General features: G+C 70.7%; 15 protein-coding genes. 3 read left to right on the top strand and 12 right to left on the bottom strand.

Annotated features, from left to right (window positions below; translation table 11 throughout):
• Positions 1-2: 2 nt before the first annotated feature.
• Both fbaA and ABZU53_RS07985 read right to left on the bottom strand, forming a co-directional pair.
• Positions 3-1,028, bottom strand: coding sequence for a class II fructose-bisphosphate aldolase (gene fbaA, locus ABZU53_RS07990; RefSeq protein ID WP_355064616.1), 1,026 nt, complete (start codon positions 1,026-1,028; stop codon positions 3-5).
• Positions 1,029-1,164: 136 nt separating this feature from the next.
• The gene (locus ABZU53_RS07985) at positions 1,165-1,548 is read right to left on the bottom strand and encodes a phage holin family protein (RefSeq protein ID WP_354860252.1); all 384 of its coding nucleotides are present in this window, start codon (positions 1,546-1,548) and stop codon (positions 1,165-1,167) included.
• A 122-nt stretch (positions 1,549-1,670) separates the two neighbouring features.
• On the opposite strand from ABZU53_RS07985, the gene ABZU53_RS07980 reads away from it, so the two are divergent.
• The gene (locus ABZU53_RS07980; RefSeq protein ID WP_354860249.1) at positions 1,671-1,883 is read left to right on the top strand and encodes a hypothetical protein; all 213 of its coding nucleotides are present in this window, start codon (positions 1,671-1,673) and stop codon (positions 1,881-1,883) included.
• A 4-nt stretch (positions 1,884-1,887) separates the two neighbouring features.
• Here the strand turns inward: ABZU53_RS07980 and ABZU53_RS07975 are convergent, their stop codons facing one another.
• Both ABZU53_RS07975 and ABZU53_RS07970 read right to left on the bottom strand, forming a co-directional pair.
• Positions 1,888-2,952 carry an LCP family protein gene (locus ABZU53_RS07975; protein WP_355064614.1) on the bottom strand — a complete coding sequence of 355 codons (1,065 nt, stop codon included), beginning with the start codon at positions 2,950-2,952 and terminating at the stop codon, positions 1,888-1,890.
• Positions 2,949-3,434: a SigE family RNA polymerase sigma factor gene (locus ABZU53_RS07970; RefSeq protein ID WP_354860244.1), complete on the bottom strand. Its 486-nt coding sequence runs from the start codon at positions 3,432-3,434 to the stop codon at positions 2,949-2,951. Before ABZU53_RS07970 ends, ABZU53_RS07975 begins: the two co-directional genes overlap by 4 nt.
• 181 nt (positions 3,435-3,615) lie before the next feature.
• On the opposite strand from ABZU53_RS07970, the gene ABZU53_RS07965 reads away from it, so the two are divergent.
• Together ABZU53_RS07965 and ABZU53_RS07960 are read left to right on the top strand one after the other, a co-directional pair.
• Positions 3,616-5,178: an LPXTG cell wall anchor domain-containing protein gene (locus tag ABZU53_RS07965; RefSeq protein ID WP_355064612.1), complete on the top strand. Its 1,563-nt coding sequence runs from the start codon at positions 3,616-3,618 to the stop codon at positions 5,176-5,178.
• 120 nt (positions 5,179-5,298) lie between these two features.
• Positions 5,299-6,120 (top strand): DedA family protein, encoded by an 822-nt coding sequence (locus ABZU53_RS07960; RefSeq protein WP_354860239.1) that lies wholly within the window; start codon positions 5,299-5,301, stop codon positions 6,118-6,120.
• A 169-nt stretch (positions 6,121-6,289) separates the two neighbouring features.
• On the opposite strand, the gene ABZU53_RS07955 is transcribed toward ABZU53_RS07960, so the two are convergent.
• From ABZU53_RS07955 to clpB, 8 genes are all read right to left on the bottom strand, one after another.
• On the bottom strand, positions 6,290-6,667 hold the full coding sequence (locus ABZU53_RS07955) for a metalloregulator ArsR/SmtB family transcription factor (RefSeq protein ID WP_007454255.1): 378 nt from the start codon (positions 6,665-6,667) through the stop codon (positions 6,290-6,292).
• Between the two features lie 57 nt (positions 6,668-6,724).
• Positions 6,725-7,264 (bottom strand): orotate phosphoribosyltransferase, encoded by a 540-nt coding sequence (pyrE, locus tag ABZU53_RS07950; protein WP_007454251.1) that lies wholly within the window; start codon positions 7,262-7,264, stop codon positions 6,725-6,727.
• Positions 7,265-7,432: 168 nt separating this feature from the next.
• Positions 7,433-8,242 carry an SDR family oxidoreductase gene (locus ABZU53_RS07945; protein WP_354860233.1) on the bottom strand — a complete coding sequence of 270 codons (810 nt, stop codon included), beginning with the start codon at positions 8,240-8,242 and terminating at the stop codon, positions 7,433-7,435.
• Positions 8,243-8,252: 10 nt separating this feature from the next.
• A complete protein-coding gene (locus ABZU53_RS07940) occupies positions 8,253-8,918 on the bottom strand; it encodes a hypothetical protein (RefSeq protein WP_355064609.1) in 666 nt (221 codons plus the stop codon).
• A 72-nt stretch (positions 8,919-8,990) separates the two neighbouring features.
• Entirely contained in the window at positions 8,991-9,848 is an 858-nt protein-coding gene (locus tag ABZU53_RS07935) for a hypothetical protein (RefSeq protein ID WP_354860227.1), read from the bottom strand.
• Positions 9,849-9,936: 88 nt separating this feature from the next.
• The gene (locus ABZU53_RS07930; RefSeq protein WP_355064607.1) at positions 9,937-10,533 is read right to left on the bottom strand and encodes a DUF4178 domain-containing protein; all 597 of its coding nucleotides are present in this window, start codon (positions 10,531-10,533) and stop codon (positions 9,937-9,939) included.
• Positions 10,534-10,741: 208 nt separating this feature from the next.
• Complete coding sequence (locus ABZU53_RS07925) at positions 10,742-11,122, bottom strand: hypothetical protein (protein WP_354860222.1); 381 nt, start codon at positions 11,120-11,122, stop codon at positions 10,742-10,744.
• Positions 11,123-11,223: 101 nt separating this feature from the next.
• On the bottom strand, positions 11,224-13,815 hold the full coding sequence (gene clpB, locus ABZU53_RS07920) for an ATP-dependent chaperone ClpB (RefSeq protein ID WP_355064605.1): 2,592 nt from the start codon (positions 13,813-13,815) through the stop codon (positions 11,224-11,226).
• Between the last annotated feature and the right edge of the window lie 8 nt (positions 13,816-13,823).

Below are 13,823 nucleotides of genomic sequence, written 5' to 3'. Positions count from 1 at the left end.
CGTTACTTGGCCATCGTGGTGCCGGTGGAGCGCAAATGCTCGCACGCCTCGACGACACGGGCGGCCAGGCCGGCCTCGGCGGCCTTGCCCCAGGCACGCGGGTCGTACAGCTTCTTGTTGCCGACCTCGCCGTCGACCTTCAGCACGCCGTCGTAGTTGCGGAGCATGTGGTCCGCGACGGGCCGGGTGAAGGCGTACTGGGTGTCGGTGTCGATGTTCATCTTCACGACGCCGTAGTCGAGAGCCTCGCGGATTTCGCTCAGCAGGGAGCCCGAGCCGCCGTGGAAGACCAGGCTGAGCGGCTTGTCCTTGCCGTACTTGGCGCCGACCGCCTCCTGGATCTGGTTCAGGATCTCCGGGCGGAGCTTGACGTTGCCCGGCTTGTAGACGCCGTGCACGTTGCCGAAGGTCAGCGCCGCCATGTAGCGGCCCTTCTCGCCGAGGCCGAGCGCCTCGACCATGGCCAGGCCGTCCTCGGTGGTGGTGTAGAGCTTGTCGTTGATGGCGTTCTCGACGCCGTCCTCCTCGCCACCGACGACGCCGACCTCGATCTCAAGGACGACCTTGGCCTTGGCGGCCTCGTCGAGCAGCTGGGAGGCGATCTGCAGGTTCTCGGCGACCGGCACGGCCGAGCCGTCCCACATGTGCGACTGGTACAGCGGCTGCTCGCCGCGCTTCACGCGCTCCTGCGAGATGCCCAGCAGCGGACGGACGAACTTGTCCAGCTTGTCCTTCGGGCAGTGGTCGGTGTGCAGCGCGATGTTGACCGGGTACTTCTTGGCCACCTCGTGCGCGTACGCGGCGAACGCCACCGCGCCGGTGACCATGTCCTTGATCGAGGGACCGGACAGGTACTCGGCACCACCGGTGGAGACCTGGACGATGCCGTCGCTCTCCGCGTCGGCGAAGCCCTTGAGCGCCGCGTTAAGCGTCTGGGAGGAGGTCACGTTGATCGCGGGGTACGCGTACCGGCCAGCCTTGGCGCGGTCCAGCATCTCCGCGTAGGCCTCGGGGGAAGCGATGGGCATGTGATGCGCTCCTTACTTACCACTCTCGGCCGTGCTGGCCGCTGTTGTTCACTTGTGCGCCGGACCGCGCTGTCCTCCGCCCGGCAGTATCCCGCAGGTGTGGTGCGCAGGACCAACCGAGGGGGGTGTCAGCCGCTCACCGGGTGTCCAGACGGTCCGGCACGATGACGCTGATCAGCCAGGTGACCACTGTCATCACGATCGCTCCCCAGAACGCCGCCCAGAAGCCGTCCACCTGGAACGGCAGGTCGAGCCCGCGGGCGATCCGGTCGGTGAGCAGGAAGAGCAGCGCGTTGACCACTAGCGCGAACAGGCCCAGGGTCAGCAGGTAGAACACGCAGCCGACCACCCGGATGATCGGCTTGAGCACCGCGTTGATCACGCCGAAGATGAGCGCCACCACGATCAGCGTGAGCACGGTGTTGCCACCCGAGCGGCCGTGCACGTCGACGCCGGGCACGATCAGCGTGGTCACCCACAACGCGACCGCGGTGATCGCCAGTCGGATGAGGAAGCCCACGGCACCATCCTGGCATCGGCTCGCGCCATCATGGGTTGATTCCGCCGACTCGGCTTCCGCGCGCGCCGCCGACGCAGCCCGTACGGTGGTGAGAATCGTGCCCCGAGAACCCGGGAGGGACCATGGGTCAGCCCGATGAGGACTTCACCCCCGGCGACCACCTCGCCGCGGACGAACGCGACCCCGAGGCGGAGCCGGCCGACGCGGTCGAGCAGGCCACCGTGGTCGACCCGGCGCACGTCGACGTCGAGCCGCAGCGCGGCATGGAGGTCGACGACTGGGACGCCATGGAGCAGGCCCGGGTGGTCACTGCGGACGAGGACGACTACCGCTGACGGCTCAGCGAGCTTCGTCGACCAGCTTCGGGTGACGGGCCGCCCAGTCGCCGAGCCGGTCCTCCCGCAGCGCGGTCAGGAACTCCGGCGCGAGCCTCGGGTCGGTACGCAGGTAGCGGTCCTTCCCGGTCGGCCAGACGACCGGCAGGCCGATCCCGACCGGCTCCACCGATCGCAGCGTGGAGGCGAGCCGCAGCAGGTCCAGCATGGCGGCCCGGTCGGGTGACACGACGAGGTCCGGGCCGACGGTGGTCAGCAGCTTGGCGAGGCGTACCGGATCGGTGAGCACGCCCTGCTCGGTGGTCTGGCGGACCAGCCCGGCGGCGAAGAGCCGGGCGTTGCGGTCCCGGTCCTGGCTCCCCTCGGGCAGACCGTAGCGCTGGCGGAGCAGGTCGACCGACGCGGCGCCGTCGAGACGTTGGCAGCCGGCCGGGAAGACCCGCTTCGTGTGGACGGAGCGCACCCGCTCGGGCAGGCAGGCCGGCACCCCGCCAAGGGCGTCGGTCAGCGAGCGCACCGCGCGGTACGTCAGCACCACGCCAGCGTCCACCCGGACCCCGGTCAGCTCGGCCACCGTACGCCGAGTCAGCTCGTACCCCTTGGTCAGCTCGGGGCGGGTGAACCCGGCGCCGAACGGGAACGCGGCGTTCAGCTTGTCGGTCCCCTGGCCCGGAATCGGCATCCCCAGGTCACGTGGCAGCGACACCAGGTAGGGGCGACTGCGGTCGGCCGGGATGTGCACCAACAGGACCGCGTCCGCGCGTGCCGCCGTCCGGCCGTCGCCGTCGATGCCGAGCAGCAGAATGTTCAGCGCGCCGGTCGGTGTCGGCCGACCCGACTCACCGAGCAGCTCGGCGGTCGGCGGCGGCCCCGCGCGCTCCGGGGTCAGCAGGGGCACCCCGAGCCCCAGCACCCCGAGCAGGGCCAGCGCGATGCCACCGGCTTGCCAGCGGCGTCGGCGCCGACGTCGGCCGATCGCCAGCCGGTCGATGGCGGCCCGCAGCGGGCCGGTCGGCGGGGTCAGCGGCTCGTGCCGGGCGAAGGCGGCCCGCAGGTCATCCTCGATCATGAGCGAACCTCCACATACTCGGCCCGGAGCGTGGCCAGGGCCCGGGAGATGGACGAACGTACGGTCCCGACGGCGCAGCCGAGAATGTCGGCGATCTCGGCGTCGGGTAGGTCTTCGTAGTAGCGCAGCACGAGGGTGGCGCGCTGCCGGCGTGGCAGCCGGGACAGCCAGGTCCAGATCTGGTCCCGGTCCACGGCGGACTGGGCGTGGTCGGCCGACGCCGGCAGGGACTCGTCGGGCTCCCCGCGCAGCAGCACCCGGCGCATCCACGAGCCGCGCTTCCAGTCGACGTACTGGTTGGTGAGCATCCGGCGCACGTACCGCTCGGGTGAGTCCGCGCGGACGACCCGCCGCCAGTTCAGCTGGACCCGGACCATCGTCTCCTGCACCAGATCCTGCGCCTGGTGCGGATCGCCGGTGAGCATCACCGCGTACCGCAGCAGCGGGGCAAGTCGCGTGTCCGCGAACTCCTCGTACGTCACTGCACCTCCCGGGGTCCTGCCTCAGATGACGGGAGCGGGCCGGTGGAACGTTGCGGTGACGACGATCAACCTTTCGGTTCGTCTTGCCGACCAGGCGGTGATCAGGGGCGGCGCTGAACCTTAGCGATTCCTTAAGATCCGCAGGCTGCACCTGAATCCCCCACTTGGAGGAATCCCCCTCATGCTCACCCACTCCACCCGGCGCTGGCTCGCCGGCCTGGGCGTCGCAGGCGCGTTCGTCGCCGCCTCCGCCAGTCCGGCCCTCGCCGAGCCCGCGGCCGAGTTCTACATGTTCTTCGAGAACGTCACCGTCGCCCCCGGCTCCGCCGGGGTCGTTCGTGGAGCGACCGTGCTCGGCTCCGAGCCGGCCGTGCTCAACGAGGTCACCGTCCGCTACGACTACCGCTCGCTGGCCGGCAAGGTCACCTTGGCCGGTGACACCGGCAACGACTGTTCCGCCGACGGCGACGCGGTGTTGGTCTGCATCGAACATTCCCCGCTCGTCGTCGATGAGGAATTCGGCGGGTTCCCGTCGAGGGTCGTCATCGCCCCTACCGACAAGGCAGCCGCGGGGGACACCGGCGAGCTGAAGATCAGCCTCCGGGCTGGCGGCAAGGAGGTTGCGGACTCCACCTCCCAGATCCGGATCGCCGAAGGCGTGGACCTCGCGGCTGGCCCCAACGTCGAGGTGAAGGCGGCGCCGGGCGGCTCGTTCAAGGCCCCCTTCTCGGTCCAGAACGTCGGCACGACGACTGTCGACGGTGTCGTGGCGATCTTCGACCCCGACTACGGCATCCGCAGTAAGGAGCGGTTCGACAACTGCTTCTATGTAGAGGACTACCTGCTCGCCTGCGAATTCGACGAGAAGATTCCGGCAGGCGAGGGTAGGACCGCGACCTTCAACTACGAGCTCGCCAAGGACACCTACGCACCGGGGAGCCAGGAAAGCAACGTCCGGTGGGTGGTCCCGGGAGACCTTGACGCACTCAACAGTGCGCGCAGGGAGGCCGGCGTCGCGGCAGCGCGCCAAGGCACCGGCAAGACCCTGGAACTGGCCCCGATGCCCGGCAAGCGCAATGCCCGCGCCCTCCAGACGGACGTCGACCCGTCCAACAACTGGGGCGCAGTAAATGTGCAGGTCACCGGCAAGAACGGGGCTGACCTGGAGGCCATCGGCGCCACGCTCACCGGCAAGAAGGGCGCGGTGGTGACCGCCCCGCTCGGCTTCCGCAACAACGGTCCGGCGACGCTGGACCACTTCCGCAGTGGGTCCGACGTGACCTACGTCGACGTGACGGTCCCGAAGGGCACCACCGCCGTCGAGGTGCCGTTCGAGTGCGCACCGCGGACCGGCAACGACGCCGAGTGGGAGGAGGCGGGCACCCCGGGTGCCGCCGCCTACCGCTGCTACCCCGGTCCGTTCGCCCCGGCCGGCGAGGAGCTGACCGGCGAGTTCAAGTTCCGGATCGACAAGGTCATCGCCAACGCCACCGGCACGGTCAAGGTCAACGTGCCGTGCGAGTGCGAGGGCGGCTTCTACGAGGACTTGAAGCCGGCCAACGACACCGCCAAGATCCTGGTGAACGCCGCCAGCGGTCAGGGCGGCGGCGAGGATGACGGTGGCGCGCTGCCGATCACCGGCCAGTCGACCGGCCTGATCGCCGGCATCGGCGCTCTGCTGCTCGCCGCGGGCGTCGGCGGCTACCTGGTGGCCAAGCGCCGCCGGACCCGCTTCGTCGCCTGATCAACCCCGCACCACCGGTGCCCCGCCGACCACACAGGTCGGCGGGGCACCGTCGTTTACGGCCAGCGGGTGGTAGGGCCCGGTCCGGCGCGGTGCGGGCACCGGGCTTCGGTACCCTTTGTGGCCGTGGACACAGCTGAGAAGACCCGTGCTCTCACGGAGAGCGTCGCCCTGAACCCGCTCGATCCCAAGGACCTGTTGCAGACCTTCGGGCTGGTCGGCGTCTGGGTGATCCTCTTCGCCGAGACCGGCCTGCTGGTGGGCTTCTTCTTCCCCGGCGACTCGCTGCTGTTCCTCGCCGGCGTGGCAGCCTCGCCGGTGGCGGACGCCATCTTCGGTGACGGCACCCGGCTCTCGCTGGCCGGTCTGCTGATCGGCGGGCCGATCTGCGCGATCCTCGGCGCCCAGCTGGGGCACTGGCTCGGCGCGCGGTACGGCCGGCGGATGTTCGAGCGGCCCAACTCGCGGCTCTTCAAGAAGGAGTACGTCGAGAAGGCCGAGTACTACTTCCAGAAGTTCGGCCCGGCGAAGGCCGTGGTGCTGGCGCGCTTCATCCCGATCGTGCGGACGTTCCTCAACCCGGTTGCCGGGGCGCTGGGCATGCCGGCTCGGCAGTTCCTGATGTGGAACATCGTCGGCGCGGTGCTCTGGGTGGACGGCATCCTGCTGATCGGCTATCTGCTGGCCGACCGGATCTACAAGGCCATCGGCGACAAGATCGACCACTACATCCTGCCGGTGGTCGCCCTGATCATCCTGATCTCGGTGCTGCCGATCTTCTTCGAGTTCCTGCGTGACCGGCGGGCGCGCAAGCGCGGCGAGGCGGTCGCGGTGGTCGCGGCGGCCAGCGCCGCGGGCGCGGTCGACGCGGTACGCGAGAAGTTCGACCACGACGAGCACCCACACGACCGTCGGCACCCGGGGCACGGCCAGGAGCGCTGATCCGAGATACGACGACGGCCGGCCCCCTGGTGAGGGGGTCGGCCGTCGGCATGTCAGGCCCGCCCTCCGGCGGTGCGGCCGAGGACGAGCAGGTATCACCTACCGGTGGCGCCACCCCTGGTTCGCCACCGGACACCGCCCCGGCATGGGACGGTGCGCAGCGCCTATGTCAGCGGGCCTTCTTGGTGGCCCGCTTACGCGGCGGGGTCAGCAGGTCGGCGATCGTCGCGATCGCACTCGGGACCAGCCGGTAGTACGCCCAGACACCGCGCTTCTCCCGCTCCAGCAAGCCGGCCTCGGTGAGGATACGCAGGTGGTGACTGACCGTCGGCTGAGAGAGGCCGAGCGGCGCGGTCAAGTCACAGACGCACGCCTCGCCCTCGGGGGCCGACTGGATCAGGCTGAGCAGCCGCAACCGGGCGGGATCCGCAAGGGCCTTGAGGACCCCCGCGAGACGCTCGGCATCGGCACGTTCGATCGGCTCACCGGCAAGCGGCGAGATCTGAGGCATTGTCATTTCGGCCAACGCAGTTCCCACGTATTCCATCCTTCCACCAGCAGCATCGATCCGCCTGCATATCAGCAGATCCGAATCGGCAAACTTTTACGCCACAAGGCCGAGGTCAGCCAACGTATAGGCCGCCCTGTACGGCAATCCGGCGGCTCGCACCGCGTCGCCGGCGCCTCGATCAACAATAACCGCCACGCCCACGACTTCGGCTCCGGCCTCACGAAGCGCCTCGACAGCGGTCAACACACTTCCGCCCGTTGTGGACGTGTCCTCCACCGCCAACACACGGCGGCCGGCCACCTCCGGTCCCTCGATCCGTCGCTGCAGACCGTGCGCCTTGCCCGCCTTCCGCACCACAAAGGCGTCGAGGGCGCGGCCGGTCGGAGCGGCGGCGTGCAGCATCGAGAGCGCGACAGGGTCCGCGCCCAGGGTGAGCCCACCGACGGCCTCATACTCCCAGTCGGCGGTGAGATCGAGCAGCGCCCGACCGACCAACGGAGCGGCCTGGTGATGGAGCGTGACACGCCGGAGATCGACGTACCAGTCTGCCTCGCGCCCCGAGGAGAGCACGACCCGTCCGTGGACCACAGCCAGGTCGGTAATGAATTTACGCAGGTCGTCGTGGTCCCCCATGGCGATAGAGGTTACTGCGCAAGTCTGAACGGCGTGTGCACGGCCCTCCCTGATCAGCCCCGCGAGGAACCGACGGTTGGCGATGTTCGACTACGCTCAGCGACCGACCCGGAGGCGGTGCGCCAACGCCCGACGACGGAGCTTTCGGCGCGAGCGGGCACCGACGGCTCAGTTCTCGTCGCGACCGATCCGGCTGCGGGTGTCGCGGGCGACCGCCTGGAGCAGCCGGATCGGCGCGTGTCGCAGACCGGCGACCGCCACCTTGTACTTCCAGGCCGGGATGCTTACCAACTTGCCTTTTCGCAGGTCACGTAGGGCTTCGTCGACGACATCCTCGGCTCGCAGCCACAGCCACTCCGGCGTCTTCGACATGTTGATGCCGGCCCGTTCGTGGAATTCGGTGCGGGTGTAGCCGGGGCAGAGAGCCATCACCCGGACACCGAATGGGCGTGCCGACTGGCCGACGGACTCGCTGAAATTGGTGACCCACGCCTTGCTGGCCGAGTAGGTCGATCCGGGCATCACCGCGCCAAACCCTGCAACCGAAGAGACATTTATCACTGCCCCGTCGCGCCGTTCGGTCATCGGCCGAAGCGCCGCCAGGGTCAGTCGCATAACGGCGTGCACGTTGAGCCGGAGCAGCCGTGCCTCGTCCTCCGCTGTGGAGCGCAGGAACGGCTTGTTCAGGCTGATGCCGGCGTTGTTGACGAGCAGGTGGACAGGGCTGTCGGACGTCAGCCGCTGCTCGACGGTCGCGCAGCCGTCGTCGGTGGACAGGTCCGCCGACAACGTCTCCACGGCACGGCCGTGCCGGGAGCCCAGCTCGGCGGCCATCTCGCCCAGTCGGTCAGCATCCCGGGCGACCAGCACCAGATGCCAGCCGTCGGCCGCCAGGCGTCGGGCGAACGCCGCGCCGATGCCGGCGGTGGCACCGGTGATCAGGGCCCGTCGCTCGGTGGTCGTGGGATCGAGCGTCACGGGCGGGTCCTCACCTGGGCGGGTACGGGGGCGCGGCGGACGCCGGCGGGGGCTGGTGCGGTGCGGGCGGAAACGCGGGTGGGGCGGACGGCGCGGTGGGTGACGTGGGGCGGTGTCGACCGAACCAGGCGTTCGCCGCCGGCAGGGTCAGCAGCGTTGCTACCACAAGGTAACCGAGGGCCTGCCCGACCGAAAGCCCGGCGTTGAGCGGGATCCACCAGGACGGGTACGCGTCCGAGATGAGGCCGAGCAGCTCGGCGGTGGCCCGCTCGTCGGCGCCCAGCCGCAGCGGCGCGGCCCGCTCGCCGACGAGCACCGCCACGCTGCAGCAGCCCGCGAGCAGGCCGAGCCCGCAGACCACCCAGGTGGCCACCCGCACGCCACGCCGACCCGTCAGCAGCCCGAGGGCCAGGCCGGCGAGCACGGGCACGGAGAGGGCCGCCACCACCGCGGTCAGCACCGCCGACGCCCGCAGCAGGGTCACCACGTCGTCGATCTGCTGCGGGCTCGCCGAGGTGTCCCGAGCGGCAGCCCGGAACGCGTCCACGGTCCGGCCCAGCACCGCCAGGTCGACGACGGCGTACGCGAGCGCGCCCACCGCCATCACCAGCAGCACGGCCGAGGCCGCCAGGACCACGGCGGGCCGGCGGGGCGGTGCCGATTCGGGGTACGACACGACGGATCCCTCCGGTAGGCGTCGGGTTGCAACCTACTCGGAGGGATCGTCGGCGTCGTGCTTATCCAGCGGTCAACTGGTCGACGGCGGGGTCGGTCCGGGGCGGTCCGCAGGCGGCGTGTCGTCCGGCCGGTCGGTGCCGGACGGGCCCGACGGCGGCGCGGACGGCGGAGTGCCCGGCTGCTCCGACCCGGGTGCCTGGCCCGGCGTCGACGGATAGCCCGGCTCACCACTCGACGGGTAACTCGGCTCGCCGCTGGACGGGTAGCCCGGCTGGCCGGGAGCCTGCGGGTAACCGGGCTGGCCGGACGCCTGCGGGTAGCCCGGGTAGCTGGTGCCGGGGGTCGGGGGCTCCCAGGCCGCGGCGGGCTTGCGGAAGAACTCGTTCGACTTGGGCAGTGCCAGCAGGATGAGCGCCGCCAGCAGCGCGAGCAGGCTGATCACGCCGAGCGTGATGGTGACCGGGGCGATCCAGGACGGCAGCGCCTCCTCGAGACGGCGCTGGACCTCCTCGCTGCTCGGCATGTCGCCGCCGCTGTTCCCACCGGTGGTGAAGCCGCCGCCCACGCCGTTGAGCACGGTGCCACCCGTGCAGCAGACCATGATGCCGCCGACGATCCAGGTGGTGATGCGCGAACCGTTGCTACCCCGGTTGTTGAAGATGGCCAGCACGGCCAGCACGACCGCGAGCAGGAGCACGAGGATGCCGGCGCCGAGGGCGAACGCGAAGACGAAGTTGGCCACCTGGTCCGCGCCCTCGGCGGTACTGCTCGAGTAGGCGTCGCGGAGCACGTCGCGGGTCTTGCCGATGGTGGAGAGGGTGAGGATGAGACTGATCACCTGGCACGCCAGGAACAGGAAGAGCAGGTAGCTGGAAATCGTCACGGTGGATGGCCGCTGGCGGGCCGGCGTGCTCTGGGAATCGACCACGATTCTCCTTCCCTAGATCGGGCCCACACCGTATCGGCAACCGGCCACTCCGGCATGCCGTGCCGAATGCGGCGGCGCGTCGGGTCGCTCAGCGCCCGTCGTCGGTGGGGCGGATCGCCAGGTCGGCGGGATCGAGCAGGTCGCCGCGGGCGACCCGCCAGCCCTCTTCGCCGTACGCCTCGAAGGAGAGCCGGGCGTTCGGGCCCGACTGGTAGTCGTGGTAGCGCATCGTCCCGGCCGGCGGCAGGCCGGTCTCGCCGGTGGCGGTGTAGCGGGCCTGCCCGGTCTCGGCCCAGGTGTAGCGCAGCCCGCCGAGGTCGATGGTCGGGGCGCCGGGGGTGACGGTCGCGCCGGGCTCGGCGGTCCAGAGCACCAACTCCAACTCGGGGTCGCCGTCGCCCTCGACGGAGAGCCGGTGTGGCGTGCCGGAGGCGTCGTCGAGGAGGTGCTGCACCCAGCTCCAGTCCCCCTCGACCAGGCGGATGGTGCCGCTCACGACGTACTCCCGCTGGCCGATCCGCACGCGATCACCCGGCGCCAGTCGGTGGGCGCCGTCAAGGGTGGGCCGGGCGGCCGGCGGCACGCCGGTGGGCCGGGCGGCGGCCCGCCGCCGGGCCCGCACGACGAACACGAGCACGATGAGTACGACCACCGCCGCCATCAGGTACGCCAGCGACCCGTCCACCCGACCACCTCCCCAGGTACGTCGGCGCAGACGGTAACAACCTCGCGCACCGAATTGAGTCGCGTCGTGACCGAAAGCTCAGCTACCGACGGCAGCCGGGGTGTCGCCGGCCGTGGTCATTGTGGATACCCGGATGCGGGCCGCTCTCCCGTGCCGGGGCGGCCAGCGGTCGGTGTCGGGTGCGCGACCGGCCGGTGCGGCGGCCGGGTCACGCCGCCGCGAGTCGCTGGGTGGCGTAGTCGCCGAGGGTGGAGCGCCCCATGACGCAGCCGACGAAGGTGGTGAACTCGGTGGGGTCGTCCCGCAGCGACGTCCACGCCGCTCGGGCCGCCGCCGGGTCGGCACGCTCCAGCAGCGTCGCCGCGTACGCCCGGCCGGCGGGTGAACCCTCGGCGAGCAGCCGGTCGAGCTGCCGGCGTACCTCCTCGGGGTGGTCGTCGAGCGCAGCCTCGACGCGCTGGTACGCCTCGGTCACCGGCAAGGTCGCACCGGCGATCCCCACCCCACCGAAAGCAAGCGTGTCGGCGGTGACCAACTCGTCCACGGCCGCACCAAGGTCCCGCTCCCAAGCCTTACGCATCCCGAACATGCCCCAACCCTTTCCCTCCCCGCCCACCTCTCACCCTGTTGATCAAGAGGTTTGCGTCATGAGAAGACGTCCCCATGACGCAAACCTCTTGATCACCGCGGTCAGGCCGGGGTTACCGTGAGGGAGTTGGTGGCGGGGGTCAGGTCTACCTTTACTGTGTTGCCGTCTCGGATTGATCCGCTCAGCAGGGCCTTGGCCAACTGGTCGCCGATGGCGGTCTGGACCAGGCGGCGCAGCGGGCGGGCACCGTAGATCGGGTCGTAGCCGTGCTCGGCCAGCCACTGACGCGCGGACTCGGTGATCTCCAGGCCGAGCCGCCGGTCGGCCAACCGCCGCCGCATCCGGTCCAGCTGGATGTCGACGATGGAGCGCAGATCATCCCCGCGCAGCGCGGCGAAGACCACGATGTCGTCCAGCCGGTTGAGGAACTCCGGCTTGAAGTGCGACCGGACCACGGCCAGGACGCCCTCCCGGCGCTGCTCCTCGGCCAGCGTCAGGTCGCTGATCACCGACGACCCGAGGTTGGAGGTGAGGATCAGGATCGCGTTGCGGAAGTCCACCGTGCGGCCCTGGCCATCGGTGAGTCGACCGTCGTCGAGCACCTGGAGCAGCACGTCGAAGACGTCCGGGTGGGCCTTCTCCACCTCGTCCAGCAGGATCACCGAGTACGGCCGACGGCGCACCGCCTCGGTGAGCTGCCCGCCCTCCTCGTAGCCGACGTACCCGGGCGGGGCGCCGACCAGGCGAGCCACCGAGTGCTTCTCGCCGTACTCGCTCATGTCGATGCGGACCATCGCCCGCTCGTCGTCGAAGAGGAACTCGGCGAGCGCCTTGGCCAGCTCCGTCTTGCCGACACCGGTCGGGCCGAGGAAGAGGAAGCTGCCCGTCGGGCGGTCCGGGTCGGCGACACCGGCCCGTGCCCGGCGTACGGCGTCGGACACCGCGCTCACGGCCTCGGCCTGGCCGACCACCCGGCCGCCCAGCGACTCCTCCATCCGCAGCAGCTTTGCCGTCTCGCCTTCGAGCAGGCGGCCGGCCGGGATGCCGGTCCACGAGGCGACCACCGCGGCGATGTCGTCCGCGCCGACCTCCTCTTTGAGCATCGCGCCGTCGGCCTGGAGCTGGGCCAGCTCCTCCTCGGCCTGCTTCAGCTCGACCTTGAGGGCGGGGATGCGGCCGTAACGCAGCTCGGCGGCACGCTCCAGCTCGCCGTCCCGCTCGGCCCGCTCGGCCTCGCCGCCCAGGCGCTCCAACTCCTCCTTGGCGGTGGAGAGCTTGGTGATGTGGCTCTTCTCGGTCTGCCAGCGCTCGGAGAGCACGGTGAGCTGCTCGCGCTTGTCGGCCAACTCCTGGCGCAGCCGCGCCAACCGCTCGGCGGACGCGGCGTCCGGCTCCTTGGCCAGCGCCATCTCCTCGATCTCCAGCCGGCGGACCGCCCGCTCGATCTCGTCCACCTCGACCGGGCGGGAGTCGATCTCCATCCGCAGCCGGGACGCGGACTCGTCGACCAGGTCGATCGCCTTGTCCGGCAGGAACCGGTCGGTGATGTACCGGTCGGAGAGCGTCGCGGCGGCGACCAGCGCGGCGTCGGTGATCCGGACGCCGTGGTGCACCTCGTAGCGCTCCTTGAGCCCGCGCAGGATGCCGATGGTGTCTTCGATGGTCGGCTCGCCGACAAGCACCGGCTGGAAGCGCCGCTCCAGCGCCGGGTCCTTCTCGATGTGTTCGCGGTACTCGTCCAGCGTGGTGGCACCGACCATCCGCAGCTCACCGCGGGCCAGCATCGGCTTGAGCATGTTGCCGGCGTCCATCGAGCCCTCGCCCTTGCCGGCGCCGACGACGGTGTGCAGCTCGTCGAGGAACGTGATGACCTGCCCGTTGGAGTTCTTGATCTCCTCCAGGACGGACTTCAGCCGCTCCTCGAACTGGCCCCGGTACTGGGCGCCGGCGACCATCGCGCCGAGGTCCAGCGAGACCAGCTTCTTGTCGCGCAGCGACTCCGGGACGTCGCCGGCCACGATCCGCTGGGCGAGGCCCTCGACGATCGCGGTCTTGCCGACGCCGGGCTCGCCGATCAGCACCGGGTTGTTCTTCGTACGACGGGAGAGCACCTGGATGACCCGGCGGATCTCCGAGTCCCGGCCGATCACCGGGTCGATCTTGCCGTCGCGAGCGCTGGCGGTCAGGTCGACGCCGTACTTGCTGAGGGCCTGGTAGGTCTGCTCCGGGTCGGCGGTGGTGACCCGCCGGTCTCCGCCCCGAACGGTCGGGAAGGCGGCGACCAGGGCCTCCTCGGTGGCGCCGGCCGACTTCAGCGCGGCGGACACCGCGCCGCCCACCCGGGCCAGGCCGGCGAGCAGGTGTTCGGTGGAGGTGTACTCGTCGCCCAGCGGCCGCGCGATCTGCTCGGCGGCGCCGATGGCGTTGACGAACTCCCGGGCCAGCGTGGGCTCGGCGATGCTGGAGCCCCGCGCGGCCGGCAGGGCGTCGACCGCCCGCTGGGCGGCCCGGCGCAGCTCGGCGGGGTCGGCCCCGACGGCGCGCAGCAGGCCGGCGGCGGTCGAGCCGTCGGTGTCCAGCAGGGACAGCAGGAGGTGCCAGGGCTCGACGGTGGCGTGGCCACGCTGGTTGGCCAGCGCGACGGCGCCGGTGATGGCCTCGCGGCTCTTGGTGGTGAGTTTCTCGGTGTTCATGGGCTCCC

The organism is Micromonospora sp. NPDC005194 (genome assembly GCF_040608335.1).
Lineage (GTDB): Bacteria > Actinomycetota > Actinomycetes > Mycobacteriales > Micromonosporaceae > Micromonospora.
Note: the sequence above shows the minus strand (reverse complement) of the source record. Positions and strands in the feature narration are given on the sequence as shown.

Coding starts and splice junctions, on each gene's coding strand:
- ABZU53_RS07925 (WP_354860222.1), bottom strand. CDS start 11,122: ATGTTCGGGATGCGTAAGGCTTGGGAGCGGGACCTTGGTGCGGCCGTG.
- pyrE (WP_007454251.1), bottom strand. CDS start 7,264: ATGGGGGACCACGACGACCTGCGTAAATTCATTACCGACCTGGCTGTG.
- ABZU53_RS07975 (WP_355064614.1), bottom strand. CDS start 2,952: ATGATCGAGGATGACCTGCGGGCCGCCTTCGCCCGGCACGAGCCGCTG.
- ABZU53_RS07955 (WP_007454255.1), bottom strand. CDS start 6,667: ATGGAATACGTGGGAACTGCGTTGGCCGAAATGACAATGCCTCAGATC.
- ABZU53_RS07965 (WP_355064612.1), top strand. CDS start 3,616: ATGCTCACCCACTCCACCCGGCGCTGGCTCGCCGGCCTGGGCGTCGCA.
- ABZU53_RS07980 (WP_354860249.1), top strand. CDS start 1,671: ATGGGTCAGCCCGATGAGGACTTCACCCCCGGCGACCACCTCGCCGCG.
- fbaA (WP_355064616.1), bottom strand. CDS start 1,028: ATGCCCATCGCTTCCCCCGAGGCCTACGCGGAGATGCTGGACCGCGCC.
- clpB (WP_355064605.1), bottom strand. CDS start 13,815: ATGAACACCGAGAAACTCACCACCAAGAGCCGCGAGGCCATCACCGGC.